Below are 12,959 nucleotides of genomic sequence, written 5' to 3'. Positions count from 1 at the left end.
CTTGTTGAATCGGATGTTGGCATTCCACACCTTGGAGTTACTATAGGGTCAAGCCCAAATTTCAATCGGATGCGATCCAGGAGGCACGATGCGTATCGGCGAATTGGCCACAGCGGCCGGCACGACGGTCGAGACCGTCAGGTACTACGAAAAGGAAGGGCTGTTGCCCGCGCCCGACCGGGGCCTGAACAATTACCGCAGTTACGGGCAACCCCATCTAGAGCGTCTGCGGCTGATCCGCAACTGCCGGGCGCTGGACATGACGCAGGACGAGATCCGCGCCATTCTGTCCCTGGCCGACAACCACCAGACGGGTTGCGGCCCCATTAACGAACTGTTCGACGAACACATCTCGCACGTGGATGAGCGCATCGCCGAGTTGCTGCAATTGAAGGGCCAGCTGACCGAATTGCGCCAGCGCTGCCTGTCGGCGCGGCCCGACGCGGAAGACTGCGGCATCTTGCACGGCCTGTCTGAAATGCAGGTTGAAGAACGCCAGGAGCGGCACACGCACCTGGGTTGACGCCAAGGCGGAATCCGGTCCCAAAGTGGGCCGGATGTCCATGCTCGAGGCCGGGAGATACCCGACCCGGCTGCCGCCATCGATTAATATGAGAATCTATCTCTTTCACATTTGCGCCAGAATCAATGACCGCCACTTCTACTGCGACCCCGCTGCACGCCCTCACCACGCGCCGTTCCGTCAAGTTTCTGCGCGGCCCGGCGCCCAAACCCGACGAACTTGAACAGATCCTGCAAGCCGCCATGTCGGCCCCCGACCACGGCGCGTTGCGTCCGTGGCGCTTTGTCGTGATCCAGGGCGAAGCCATCGGCAAGCTGGCCGATGTGGCGCTGGAAGCGGTCAAGCGCAGCGGCGACCCGCGCATGACGCCCGAAAAAGAAAAATCAGTGCGTGAATGGATGGCTGGCGTGCCGCTGTTCGTGGCCGTAGCGCAGAAGATCGCGCACGACAACACCAAGATCCCCGAGCACGAACAATTGCTGGCCACGGGTTGCGCCGTCATGAACATCCTGAACGCCACCCACATGCTGGGCTATGGCGCCTTCTGGAGCACGGGCGTGGGCACCTACGTTGAAGACGTGCAGAACGCGCTGGGCCTGGATTCGCTGGATTACCGCTTCCTGGGCTATCTGGCGATTGGCACCCCGGCTTGCGCCGTGCCGCCCGCCAAGCGCCCCGACTTCCGCGACTTCGTCACGGAATGGACCGGCCCCGTCTAAGCCCTGCCGTTTTGCCATGACCGCATCCACGCAGCCTCCGGAGCCTTCCGCCGCCGAGCTGTATGACGCCCACCATTCCTGGTTGCAGGAGTGGCTGCGGCGCCGGTTGGGGTGCCGCCATGATGCGGCCGATCTGGCGCACGACACGTTCGTGCGCCTGCTTGCTGGCCGGCACACCGACCCCATTTGCGAACCGCGCGCATTCCTGACCACGTTGGCGCAACGCACGCTGTTCAGCTTCTGGCGGCGCCGGGAATTGGAACGCGCGTATCTCGACAGCCTGGCCGGCTTGCCGCAAGCCAGCGCACCCAGCGAAGAAAGCCGCGCGCTGGTGCTCGAGGCCTTGATGCACATCGACCGCGCCTTGCAGCGCTTGCCGCTGAAGGCGCGCCAAGCCTTCCTGTACAGCCAGCTGGATGAACTCAGCTACGCCGAAATCGCCCAGCGCATCGGCACGTCGGTGATCACGGTGCGTCGCTATATGAAACAGGCCATCACGCTTTGCGTGGCGGCACGCTTGTCTTTGCCCGTATGACGGCCCCGGCGTTGCCTGCCGATCTGGAGTCGGCCGTGGACTGGATGGTGCTGCTGTCGTCTGGCAGTGTGGCCGCCGCCGACCGAACCCGGTTTGAGCAGTGGCGGCAGGCCGACCCCCGTCACGCCGCAGCGTGGGACACCGTCAACACCGCCGTCAAAGCGTCGTTTTCCATGCTGGAAAGAGGCGAGCAGCGCCAGGCGGCCGGCGCCGCCTTGCTGACCCCGCCCGCCCGGCGAAGAATGTTGCGCAATGCGCTGGCCCTGGCGCTGACGGCAGGCGGCGTCGCCGCATTGGCCGACCGCCAAACGCCCTTGCGCACGCTAAGCGCCGACCTGCGCACGGGGACCGGCGAGCGTCGCGCCTACACCTTGGAAGATGGCAGCGAACTGACGCTGAATGCGCGTTCGGCCGTAGACGTGGACTTCAGCGCTGGCGTGCGCCGTGTTCGCCTGCGGGCAGGCGCGGTGTATGCGCGCGTGGCTGCCGATGCCGCGCGGCCATTCATCGTGTCCACCGCCGACGGCGAAGTGCAGGCGTTGGGCACCGTCTTCAACGTGGCGCGCGCGGATGGCGCAAGCCTGGCCAGCGTGGTCGAGCACAGCGTCGAAGTGCGCGCGGGCGGCCAGCGCCGGGTGCTGCAAGCGGGTGAGGGCGTGCGGTTTGATGTGCATGGCCTGGGCCAGCTGGACGCCGCGCTGGCCGATGCCGCCGCCTGGCACGGCGGCATGCTTGTCGTGCACGACGAACCGTTGGGCGTAGTGGTGGATGCGCTGAGGCCGTATCGGCGCGGCATTATCCGCATTACGCCAGAGGCCGCAAGGCTGCGCGTGTTGGGGGCGTTTCCGCTGGACGACATCCCGCGCACGCTGGAATCGTTGCGTCAGACGTTGCCGATCAGCATCAGCGCTGTGGGCGGATGGTTTGTCAGCATCGATCTGCGTGACCCCCGCGCTGAAAAATAAATGATCACTTTTGTGCGCGTCGTTGGACATCCCTCCTGAAACACCACACTGTTGCAGGAGCCTCCATGTTTCATCGCCACCCGCTGCGGCCGTTGACCGCCGCGCTGTTCATTGCCCTGGCCGCGCCCTACGCGCAGGCGCAATCTCAAAGCCAAAGCCAAACGCCGCCGCCCGCATCCGCCCGCGCCACCCTGCATTTTGATTTGCCCGCCGCAGCCTTGGGCGACACGCTGACGCGCATCGCACGCCAGAGCGGCCGCGCGGTGTCGGTTGACCCCGCCTTGGTCGCGGGCCGTAATGCGCCCGCCATCGCGGGCGATTACACCGCCGAAGACGCCGCGCGTCGTGCGCTTGCCGGTAGCGGCCTGGAACTCGCCGTCACCGCCAACGGCACGCTCAGCGCCCGGCGCGCACCCGACAGCACCGCGATGCTTGAGCCCGTCCGCGTGACGGGTTCCATCGAATCGCCCACCGGGCATGTCGACGGCTACGTGGCGCAACGCGCGTTGTCCGGCACCAAGACCGACACGCCCTTGATCGAGACGCCGCAATCGGTGTCGGTCGTAACCAGCGATCAGATCCGCGTGATCAAGGCGGGGTCGGTGGCGGATGCGCTGGGCTATACGCCCGGCGTGTCGTCGCAATCACCCGCCTTCAGCCGCATGGTCGATGACCTGATGCTGCGCGGCTTCAACGTAGCGGCCGGCAACTCCGGGCAATTGCGCGATGGCCTGAAACTGCAATCCAGCGTTTACGACGGCGGCCAGGAACCCTATGGCCTGGAACGCGTCGAGGTGCTGCGCGGCGCGTCCTCGGTGCTGTACGGGCAGCTTAGCCCCGGCGGCGTGGTCAACAGCGTCAGCAAGCGGCCATCGGCCGATACGCTGCGCGAACTGAATCTGGACGTGGGCAGCTATGGCCGCCGTCAGGTATCGGGCGACTTTACCGGCGCGCTGTCCGAGGACGGCGCGTGGACGTATCGCTTGACGGGTCTTGCCCGCAACGCCGACAACTGGGTGGACCACGTGCCGGACGACCGGACCTATCTGGCGCCCGCGCTGACGTGGCAGCCGTCGGCCGCCACGTCCCTGACCTTGTTGGCCAGCTATCAGCGCATCCGCACACGATTCGCTGCGCCCATGCCCGCCGCCAATACCTTGAACGGCCAGATCCCGCGCGACCTCTTCATCGGCGAACCGGATTTCGACCGCTACGACACCGACACCTACACCATCGGCTATGCCTTCGAGCACGCCTTCAACGACCGCGTGACACTGCGCCAAAGCGCCCGCTACTTCACGGCCGATGGCAACTGGGATTACTTGAGCTTCGGCGCGTTGCAGGCCAACGGCCAGACCCTGCGGCGCGGCGTGGTCAGCCGCAACGAACATTCGTATGGCGTGGCCACCGATACCTCGCTGGAGCTGAAGCTGGACGGCGGCCCCTTGCAGCACACGGTGCTGGCGGGCTTGGACTATTACCGCAGCGGCTACGACTCGCATCGCCATTCAGGCACGGTGGCGGCGCTGGCCGACATCTACCACCCCGTCTATGGCGCGGTGCCGGTGCTGAACACCGCCGCCGACTACGGCATCAACACGCGTTCCGATTCGCTGGGCCTGTACCTGCAAGACCAGATCAAGATCCAGGACAAGTGGGTGCTGGTGCTGGGTGGGCGCCAGGATTGGGCCGATACCGATCAGACCAACTACGCCAACGGCGCCAAGACCCGGCTGCGCGACACGGCCACGACAGGCCGCGTGGGCGTCGTCTACCTTGCCGACAATGGCCTGGCGCCGTATGTCAGCGCCAGCCAGTCGTTTGCGCCAACCATCGGTGTGGACCGCGCGGGCAATGCCTTCAAACCCACCAAAGGCACACAGTACGAACTGGGCCTGCGCTACGAGCCGCCGGGCGGAAACATGCTTTACAGCGCGGCCGTCTACGACCTGACGCAGACCAATGCGTTGACGAGCGACCCGGCCGACGCCACCTATTCCGTGCAGAGCGGCCGGGCGCGCTCGCGCGGGCTGGAGCTTGAAGCAAAGGCGCGGCTGGGCGCCATGAACCTGACGGCCAGCTATGCCTATACCGACGCGCGCACCACGCGCAGCACCGTGCCGTCGCTAGTGGATCAGCGCATCGCACTGGTGCCGCTGCACAGCGCCTCCGTCTGGGCCGACTACAACCTGACCGCCGCCGGCGTGGCCGGGCTGACCGTGGGCGCGGGCGTGCGTTACGCCAGCTCGACGAACCTGCCCGGTTACCCCGCCAATGTGCCGGGCCAATTCCTGGTCGACGCCATGGCCGCCTATGACTTCGGCGCGCTGGACCCGACGCTCTCGGGCCTGTCGCTGACGGTGAACGCGCGCAACCTGTTCAACCGCGGCTACCTGGCATGCGCGGGCGCGACGGGCTGCCGTTATGGCGACCCGCGCACGCTCTATGCCACCCTGAGCTACCGCTGGTAAACCAGGGAAAAACCCCTAGTGCGATGCGGGTCAGCAGCACGGCTGACCCGCCTCAACGAGCCTGTCCCCTGTGCTAATCTCGTCGACGGCCACGCATATTTATCCCTATGCGCGGGCCGACGATGGCAGCGCTTAGGGTCACACGCCTTTGGCAATGTCTTGGTAGGAAGAAAACGCGTGACACGATCAAGCGTGGAGACAAAATATGAGCCAATATGGGCCGTTGAAGTTGCACGTCCCCGAGCCCACAGGGCGTCCGGGTTGCAAGACTGACTTTTCCTATCTGCATCTTTCGCCGCCCGGCGAGGTGCCCAAACCCCCCATTGATGTTGCCGCGGTTGATACCGGCGCCTTGGCGTACAGCCTGGTCCGGGTGATCGACGACGACGGCCGCGCGGTCGGCCCCTGGGCGCCCGAGATCAGCAACGATATGATGCGCGCCGGCATGCGAGCCATGCTGAAAACGCGCATCTTCGACGGGCGCATGCTGACCGCCCAGCGCAAGAAGAAAATCTCGTTCTACATGCAGAGCCTGGGCGAAGAAGCCATTGGCTCCGCCCATGCGCTGGCGCTTGAGCAGGGCGACATGTGTTTCCCGACCTATCGCCAGCAAAGCCTGCTGCTGTCGCGCGATGTGTCGCTGGTGACGATGATGTGCCAGCTGATGTCCAACGAGCGCGACCCCCTCAAGGGCCGCCAGTTGCCGGTGATGTATTCCGATCGCCCTAACGGCTTCTTCACGATTTCGGGCAACCTGGCCACGCAGTTCATTCAGGCGGTGGGCTGGGCGATGGCCTCGGCCATCAAGGGCGACACGCGCATCGCATCGGCCTGGATTGGCGACGGCGCCACCGCCGAAGCCGACTTCCATACCGCGCTGACCTTTGCGCACGTCTACCGCGCGCCGGTCATCCTGAACGTGGTCAACAACCAGTGGGCCATATCAACGTTCCAGGCGATTGCCGGCGGCGAAGGCGCCACCTTCGCGGGCCGCGGCGTGGGCTGCGGCATTGCGTCGCTGCGCGTGGATGGCAATGATTTCCTGGCGGTCTATTCCGCCTCGCGCTGGGCCGCCGAACGCGCCCGCCGCAACCTGGGCCCGACCCTGATCGAATGGGTGACGTACCGCGCCGGTCCGCACTCTACCTCCGACGACCCTTCCAAATACCGGCCCGGCGACGACTGGGCGCACTTTCCGCTGGGCGACCCGATCGAACGCTTCAAGAAGCACCTGATCGGATTGGGCATCTGGTCAGACGCCGAGCACGACGCCGTGCGCGCCGAACTCGACGCCGAGATCGTTGCCGCCCAAAAGGAAGCGGAAAGCTACGGCACCCTGGTGGACGGCCACGTTCCCAGCGCCGCCAGCATTTTTGAAGACGTCTACAAAGACATGCCGGAGCATCTGCGCCGGCAGCGCCAGCAGCTCGGAGTTTGATCATGGCCATTGATAACAACGCTGGTCCGGCCTCTGCGCCGATGACCATGATCCAGGCTTTGCGCTCGGCCATGGATGTGATGCTGGAGCGTGACAACAACGTGGTGGTGTTCGGCCAGGACGTCGGCTATTTCGGCGGCGTGTTCCGGTGCACGGAAGGCCTGCAAACCAAGTACGGCAGCTCGCGCGTGTTCGACACGCCCATCTCCGAAGGCGGCATTGTCGGCGTCGCGGTGGGCATGGGCGCCTACGGCCTGCGGCCCGTGTGCGAAATCCAGTTCGCTGATTATTTTTACCCGGCGTCCGATCAGATCGTGTCGGAAGCCGCACGCCTGCGTTACCGCTCGGTGGGCGAATTCATTGCCCCGATGACGATCCGCATGCCTTGCGGCGGCGGCATCTACGGCGGGCAGACGCACAGCCAAAGCCCCGAAGCCATGTTCACGCAGGTGTGCGGGCTGCGCACGGTGATGCCGTCCAATCCGTATGACGCCAAGGGCTTGCTCATCGCGTCCATCGAGAACGATGACCCGGTGATCTTCCTGGAACCCAAGCGGCTGTATAACGGCCCGTTCGACGGCCACCACGACCGGCCCGTCACGCCATGGACCGGCCGGCCCGGCAGCGTGGTGCCCACGGGTTACTACACCGTGCCGCTGGATTCCGCCGCCATCGTGCGGCCGGGCAATGCGCTGACGGTGCTGACCTATGGCACGACCGTGTATGTGTCGCTGACGGCCGCCGAAGAAACCGGCATCGACGCCGAAGTCATCGACCTGCGCAGCCTTTGGCCGCTGGATCTTGAAACCATCGTGAACTCGGTGAAGAAGACCGGCCGCTGCGTGGTGGTGCACGAAGCCACGCGCACGTGCGGGTATGGCGCGGAATTGATTGCGCTGGTTCAAGAGCATTGCTTCCATCACCTGGAGGCGCCTGTGGAGCGTGTGACTGGTTGGGACACTCCCTATCCGCATGCGCAGGAATGGGCGTACTTCCCCGGTCCGCGCCGGGTCGGCGAAGCGTTCAAACGCGCGATGGAGGTGTGAGATGGGGATTCATATCATCAAGATGCCCGACATCGGCGAAGGCATTGCCGAGGTCGAACTGGTGGGCTGGCACGTCAAGGTAGGCGACACCGTCGCCGAAGACCAGCCGCTGGCCGACGTGATGACGGACAAGGCCACGGTGGAAATTCCATCGCCGGTCGTGGGCAAGGTGATTGCGCTGGGCGGCGACGTGGGCCAGGTGATGGCCGTGGGCGGGGAGTTGATTCGCCTGGAAGTGGAAGGCGAGGGGAATGTGCGCGCCGGGGCGGGCGCACCGCCGAAGCCTGCCGCGCCGGGACAAGGCGCGGACCCGTCCGCAACGCAAACCGCAGCACAAGGCGCAATGCAAACCGCAGCACAAGGCGCAACGCAAACCGCCACCCAGGCTGCAACGCCAGGGGCAACGCAAACGCAAACGCAAACGCCAACGCAAACGCCTGCCGCGAAGTCCGCGGGCGGCATCGCCGGCCAGATTGCGGCGTCGATGACGCCCGCCGCGGCGTCCGCCAAACCGCAAGCGGCGCGCTCGTCATTCGCTGCTTCGTCCGCCACGGGCGGCTCGCCGTCCGTTCCCCGTCAGCCCGGCGACAAACCGCTGGCCTCGCCCGCGGTACGCAAGCGTGCGTGGGATCTGGGGATTGAATTGCGTTTCGTCGCGGGCAGCGGTCCGGCCGGCCGCGTCATGCACGAAGACCTGGACGCCTATCTGCAATCGCAAGGGGCGGGCAACGCCGCGCGCGGCGGCACGGCGTATGTCGAACGCCACGACGAAGAGGCGGTGCCTGTCATCGGGCTACGCAGAAAGATTGCGCAGAAGATGGCCGAGTCCAAGCGCCGCATTCCGCACTTCAGCTACGTCGAGGAAATCGACGTGACGGAACTGGAAGACTTGCGCGTGCAGCTCAACCAGAAATGGGGCGAGTCGCGCGGCAAGCTGACCTTGCTGCCGTTGCTGGCGCGCGCCATGGTCGTTGCGCTGCGCGACTTTCCGCAGATCAATGCGCGCTATGACGATGAAGGTGGCGTGGTGACGCGTTACGGCGCTGTGCACATCGGCATCGCCACGCAAAGCGAAGGCGGTCTGATGGTGCCGGTGATGCGTCACGCCGAAGCGCGCGACCTTTGGTCGATGGCGGCCGAGATCGGCCGGCTGGCGCAAGCGGTGCGCAGTGGCACGGCCGGGCGCGACGAGCTGTCCGGGTCCACCATCACCATCACCAGCCTGGGCCCCTTGGGCGGCATCGTCACGACGCCGGTGATCAATCACCCCGAGGTCGGCATCGTGGGCGTGAACCGTATCGTTGAGCGGCCGGCCTTCCGCAATGGCGCCGTGGTGGCGCGCAAGCTGATGAACCTGTCGTCGTCGTTTGACCACCGCGTGGTGGACGGCATGGACGCGGCGCGCTTCATCCAGGCGGTGCGTGCGCTGCTGGAACAACCCGCGCTGCTTTTCGTGGAGTAAGCATGAGCCAGATCACAAAGACAACGACCTTGCTGGTGATCGGCGGCGGCCCCGGTGGGTACGTGGCCGCCATCCGCGCTGGCCAATTGGGCGTGCCGACCCTGCTCGTCGAAGGCGCGCAACTGGGCGGCACCTGCCTGAACATCGGCTGCATTCCGTCCAAGGCGCTGATCCACGCGGCCGAGGAATTCGACAAGGCGCGCCACTACGCAGGCAAGTCGGCGCTCGGCATTTCGGTGGCGACACCCGCCATCGACATCGCGCAGACGGTGTCGTGGAAGGACGGCATCGTCGGCAAGCTGACGGGCGGCGTCGGCGCGCTGTTGAAGAAGAACGGCGTGGAAGTCGTGCAGGGCTGGGCCAGCCTGCTCGACGGCAAAACCGCCGAAGTCACGACCGCAGACGGCAGCACCTTGCGCATCCAATGCGAACACCTGTTGCTGGCGGCCGGGTCCGAACCCACGCCGCTGGTGTCGATGCCGTTTGGCGGCATCGTGGTGTCGTCCACCGAAGCCTTGTCGCCCACGTCCATCCCCAAGCAGTTGGTGGTGGTGGGCGGCGGTTACATCGGCCTGGAGCTAGGCACCGTGTACCGCAAGCTGGGCGCGGAAGTCGCCGTGGTGGAAGCGCAGGACCGCATCTTGCCGACCTACGACGCCGAACTGACCAAGCCCGTTGCCGCCGCCCTGGTGAAGATGGGCGTGGCGCTGCACGTCAGCCGCAAGGTGTTGGGCTTGAACGGCGCGGGCGATGCGGTGCGTATTCAAGATGCGTCTGGCGCCGAAACCCTGTTGCCGGCCGACCGCGTGCTGATCGCCGTGGGACGCCGTCCGCGCACGCAGGGCTGGGGGCTGGAAAGCCTGCAACTGGATCGCAAGGGCAACGCGCTGCGAATTGACGACCAATGCCGGACGTCGATGCGTGACGTCTGGGCCATTGGCGACATTGCCGGCGAACCGATGCTGGCGCATCGCGCCATGGCGCAGGGCGAGATGGTGGCCGAATTGGTGGCGGGCAAACGCCGTCACTTCCACCCGGCCTCTATTCCCGCCGTGTGCTTTACCGACCCTGAAGTCGTGGTGGCGGGCCTGTCGCCGTCGGAAGCGGAAGGCGCGGGGCTGGACTGCCTGACGGCATCTTTCCCGTTCGCCGCCAACGGCCGCGCGATGACGCTGGAGTCCACCGACGGCTTTGTCCGCGTGGTGGCCCGGCGCGACAACCACTTGATCGTGGGCTGGCAAGCGGTGGGGCGCGGCGTGTCGGAATTGTCGACGGCGTTTGGCCAGTCGCTGGAAATGGGCGCCACGCTGGAAGATGTGGCGGGCACCATTCACGCGCATCCGACCTTGGGTGAAGCCGTGCAGGAAGCGGCGCTTAAAGCGCTGGGCCACGCGCTGCACATCTGATTCGGGTTGGGCTGATCGATGATCGGCCGGTAGCCGCAAGTGCTGCTACCGGCTGCCATCGACGTACGGCCGGGCCTGCAAGACGATGATGTTGTCGCCTTGCACGGCCCATTCGATATCCTGATCCACATTGCCCAAGCGCAGCTTGATCTGGTTGCCCACGGCGGCCAGCCGCGCAACGAGCGCATCGTTCAGCACTTGTCTTGATCCTTCGATCGGCACCTCGCGCACGCCACCCGCGGCGTCGGCCACCAACTGCGTGTCCTCGGCGGAACGGCTCAGCACCTGCACCGCCTTGGACCAAGTGGAATACATCAGCTGCTCGGCTTGGCGCTTGCCTTCCACCACCTTGATGCCCAGCCCGCGCTTGGCGGAAATGTACGTGACGTAGCGGCGCGACGCGTCAAAGGGGTCACGCGTGATCATCACGCCCGAGCTGTCTGATGCGGCCGCCTGCTGCACCAGCACCGCCATCACCACGCCATCCTGGCCGATGCCGGCCGCGCGCCGCGCCTCATAGGCTTCGAAGTTATAGACCGACGCCCATACGGTTTGCACGGCTTTTGCCAACGCGTCGGCCTGCGTCACGTTGGGTACGGTGGTGTACAACCCTGCGCCGCTGAAGCCGGGCAGGTCTTCGGAATTGGACGAGCTGCGCACGAACACGCCGCGCCCGTGCAACTGCTTCGTCCAGCGTTCGCGCCACGCGGCGGCAAGCGCGGCGTCGGGCGAGGCCTGGATGATGTCTTGCCGCAATGCCGCCAATTCGGCGCGGCGCACGTTGGCGTCCTGGGCGAAGTCGGGCCGTTGTTCCAGCGCGGCGATGCGTGCCGGAATGCCAAGTTGCTTGATGAATGCCGCGTACTGCGCGAATGGAATGCAGAAACCATCCGGCACGCTGGCCAGCGGCGGCAGCGCCGATTTCAGTGCGCCCAGGTTGGCCGCCTTGACCCCGCAGTACCGGCTGTCGCGCGTGGCCATGCCAGTCAGGGATTTCAGCGCGCGCACCGATAGATCGGGTTTGGGCAGGGCAGCGGCTTTGGGCGGGTCGTTGGGTTTGCCGTCGGGGTTGGTCCCGGGCGTTGGATCGGGTTTGGCCTGCGGCTTGGCGATGGGCTGCACCTGGTAGCCGTTGCTGTTGACGGTCAGCTCCACCCACTGGCCGTCATACTGGCGCAGCGCCGAGACGGCATCGCGCACGTAAGCGTTGGGAATGCGCCAGCCCTTGGCCAGCAGGTTCACATGCGACAACAAGGTGGACGGCCGCTGCGTGACCAGGCCCGCGACCGGCGAAATGGCGACAGGCACTTCGTCCAGCACCACGATATCGGTGGGCGCCAGATCCGGCGTGTCTTCGACCGACTTCACGATGCGAAGACGGCCCTGCGCACGGCCGGTGTTCAGCGGCAGAAACGTCTGTTCGCGCAACAGCGCCTCTTGCGTCACCAAGGCCAGCCCGGCGGTTTGCGCCGTCTGCTCTTGCGTCGTGGAGTTCGCCTTGAAGCGCACGGGGTCGTAGAACGTGGCGCGCAGCTTGTCTTCGGTCAGGCGCAACAGCGCGGGCGTGACGCGGTCGCCTTCCCAGAACTCGTAGGTGTAGCCGGGCAGATCGCGCTGCCAGCTCAAGGTGCCGAACAACAGACGCCGGTCGGGGTCTTTGTACTGGGCAATCAGCGTGGCCTTGTCCGCGTCTGGCAGCAACCGGCGTTCGCGCGCAAAGTTCTCGTGCAGCGTATAGCGCGGCGTGTCGATGTAATAGATGCGGTCGCCGTGACGCCGGTCAATCACGAACAGCACATGCGGAATCTCAAGCGGCGTGCCAGYGTTATAGACGCGCGCCAACTGCTGGAATTCCGCCTGCGTGCGGATCTGGTTCAGATACGCCGGCCCGCCGTGCTTGGCATCTTCCGCTTGTTTGGCGGCCCGCTCGTCCGGGCGCAGCGGGCGGGCGTTCTCATAGGGCGAAGGCTTGCGTGCCGTCTGCGCCTGCGCGGCCGGGTGGATGCTGGCAGCCAGCAGGCCAAGGGCTGTCAGAACGATCAGGCTGGGGCGGCGCAACGGGCGTAGCGCGTGAAGGCGGCGGGTGGCGGGCGATAGGCGCATGAAGGGGGCGCAAACAGGGGGCGCAAAAAGGGGAGGCGAGATGGGGACGCAAAAAAGGGGCAGGTCGCAAGGAGTTGCGATGATATCGGAGCCCCTGCCCCGGCCCGTAGTCGGATGTGACCGGATGTGCCCATTCCTGTACGAATCGCCTTTCGCGCCTTGACGCGCTCTACGCGCCTCAAGCGCCTCAAGCCCCTCAAGCGCCTTACAAAATACCCAGTTTCAGTGATACGCGGCCGCAAGCGATTCCCGTGTAATCCACCCCTGGCAATAAGCCGCGCCGGCGGCACG

At 65.7% G+C, this 12,959-nt stretch carries 10 protein-coding genes; 9 read left to right on the top strand and 1 reads right to left on the bottom strand.

Annotated features, from left to right (window positions below):
- Positions 1-88 precede the first annotated feature (88 nt).
- The 9 genes from cadR (at position 89) to lpdA (ending at position 10,565) form a co-directional block, all read left to right on the top strand.
- Positions 89-523 (top strand): Cd(II)/Pb(II)-responsive transcriptional regulator, encoded by a 435-nt coding sequence (cadR, locus tag AC1DB0_RS11995; protein WP_054426138.1) that lies wholly within the window; start codon positions 89-91, stop codon positions 521-523.
- A gap of 125 nt (positions 524-648) precedes the next feature.
- The gene (locus AC1DB0_RS11990) at positions 649-1,242 is read left to right on the top strand and encodes a nitroreductase family protein (RefSeq protein WP_054426136.1); all 594 of its coding nucleotides are present in this window, start codon (positions 649-651) and stop codon (positions 1,240-1,242) included.
- 16 nt (positions 1,243-1,258) lie between these two features.
- Positions 1,259-1,777, top strand: a complete 519-nt coding sequence (locus tag AC1DB0_RS11985) for a sigma-70 family RNA polymerase sigma factor (RefSeq protein WP_476756939.1) — start codon at positions 1,259-1,261, stop codon at positions 1,775-1,777.
- Positions 1,774-2,742: a FecR domain-containing protein gene (locus AC1DB0_RS11980; RefSeq protein ID WP_476756938.1), complete on the top strand. Its 969-nt coding sequence runs from the start codon at positions 1,774-1,776 to the stop codon at positions 2,740-2,742. Before AC1DB0_RS11985 ends, AC1DB0_RS11980 begins: the two co-directional genes overlap by 4 nt.
- 65 nt (positions 2,743-2,807) lie before the next feature.
- Positions 2,808-5,213, top strand: coding sequence for a TonB-dependent siderophore receptor (locus AC1DB0_RS11975; RefSeq protein ID WP_476756937.1), 2,406 nt, complete (start codon positions 2,808-2,810; stop codon positions 5,211-5,213).
- 205 nt (positions 5,214-5,418) lie between these two features.
- Entirely contained in the window at positions 5,419-6,651 is a 1,233-nt protein-coding gene (locus tag AC1DB0_RS11970; protein WP_054426129.1) for a 3-methyl-2-oxobutanoate dehydrogenase (2-methylpropanoyl-transferring) subunit alpha, read from the top strand.
- Positions 6,652-6,653: 2 nt separating this feature from the next.
- Entirely contained in the window at positions 6,654-7,697 is a 1,044-nt protein-coding gene (locus AC1DB0_RS11965; RefSeq protein ID WP_054426127.1) for an alpha-ketoacid dehydrogenase subunit beta, read from the top strand.
- 1 nt (position 7,698) lies between these two features.
- Positions 7,699-9,159, top strand: a complete 1,461-nt coding sequence (locus AC1DB0_RS11960; protein ID WP_476756936.1) for a dihydrolipoamide acetyltransferase family protein — start codon at positions 7,699-7,701, stop codon at positions 9,157-9,159.
- A gap of 2 nt (positions 9,160-9,161) precedes the next feature.
- The gene (gene lpdA / locus AC1DB0_RS11955; protein ID WP_476756935.1) at positions 9,162-10,565 is read left to right on the top strand and encodes a dihydrolipoyl dehydrogenase; all 1,404 of its coding nucleotides are present in this window, start codon (positions 9,162-9,164) and stop codon (positions 10,563-10,565) included.
- A gap of 45 nt (positions 10,566-10,610) precedes the next feature.
- Here the strand turns inward: lpdA and AC1DB0_RS11950 are convergent, their stop codons facing one another.
- Complete coding sequence (locus tag AC1DB0_RS11950; RefSeq protein ID WP_476758668.1) at positions 10,611-12,668, bottom strand: PEP/pyruvate-binding domain-containing protein; 2,058 nt, start codon at positions 12,666-12,668, stop codon at positions 10,611-10,613.
- Positions 12,669-12,959: the final 291 nt, after the last annotated feature.

The sequence above is a fragment of the Achromobacter sp. 10T422 genome (genome assembly GCF_056394065.1).
This window is presented reverse-complemented; position numbering and strand designations above follow the sequence as displayed.

Excerpts from the sequence above, each read along its gene's own strand:
- cadR (WP_054426138.1), top strand. The coding sequence starts at position 89 with ATGCGTATCGGCGAATTGGCCACAGCGGCCGGCACGACGGTCGAGACC.
- AC1DB0_RS11980 (WP_476756938.1), top strand. The coding sequence starts at position 1,774 with ATGACGGCCCCGGCGTTGCCTGCCGATCTGGAGTCGGCCGTGGACTGG.
- AC1DB0_RS11990 (WP_054426136.1), top strand. The coding sequence starts at position 649 with ATGACCGCCACTTCTACTGCGACCCCGCTGCACGCCCTCACCACGCGC.
- lpdA (WP_476756935.1), top strand. The coding sequence starts at position 9,162 with ATGAGCCAGATCACAAAGACAACGACCTTGCTGGTGATCGGCGGCGGC.
- AC1DB0_RS11985 (WP_476756939.1), top strand. The coding sequence starts at position 1,259 with ATGACCGCATCCACGCAGCCTCCGGAGCCTTCCGCCGCCGAGCTGTAT.
- AC1DB0_RS11960 (WP_476756936.1), top strand. The coding sequence starts at position 7,699 with ATGGGGATTCATATCATCAAGATGCCCGACATCGGCGAAGGCATTGCC.
- AC1DB0_RS11970 (WP_054426129.1), top strand. The coding sequence starts at position 5,419 with ATGAGCCAATATGGGCCGTTGAAGTTGCACGTCCCCGAGCCCACAGGG.
- AC1DB0_RS11975 (WP_476756937.1), top strand. The coding sequence starts at position 2,808 with ATGTTTCATCGCCACCCGCTGCGGCCGTTGACCGCCGCGCTGTTCATT.
- AC1DB0_RS11965 (WP_054426127.1), top strand. The coding sequence starts at position 6,654 with ATGGCCATTGATAACAACGCTGGTCCGGCCTCTGCGCCGATGACCATG.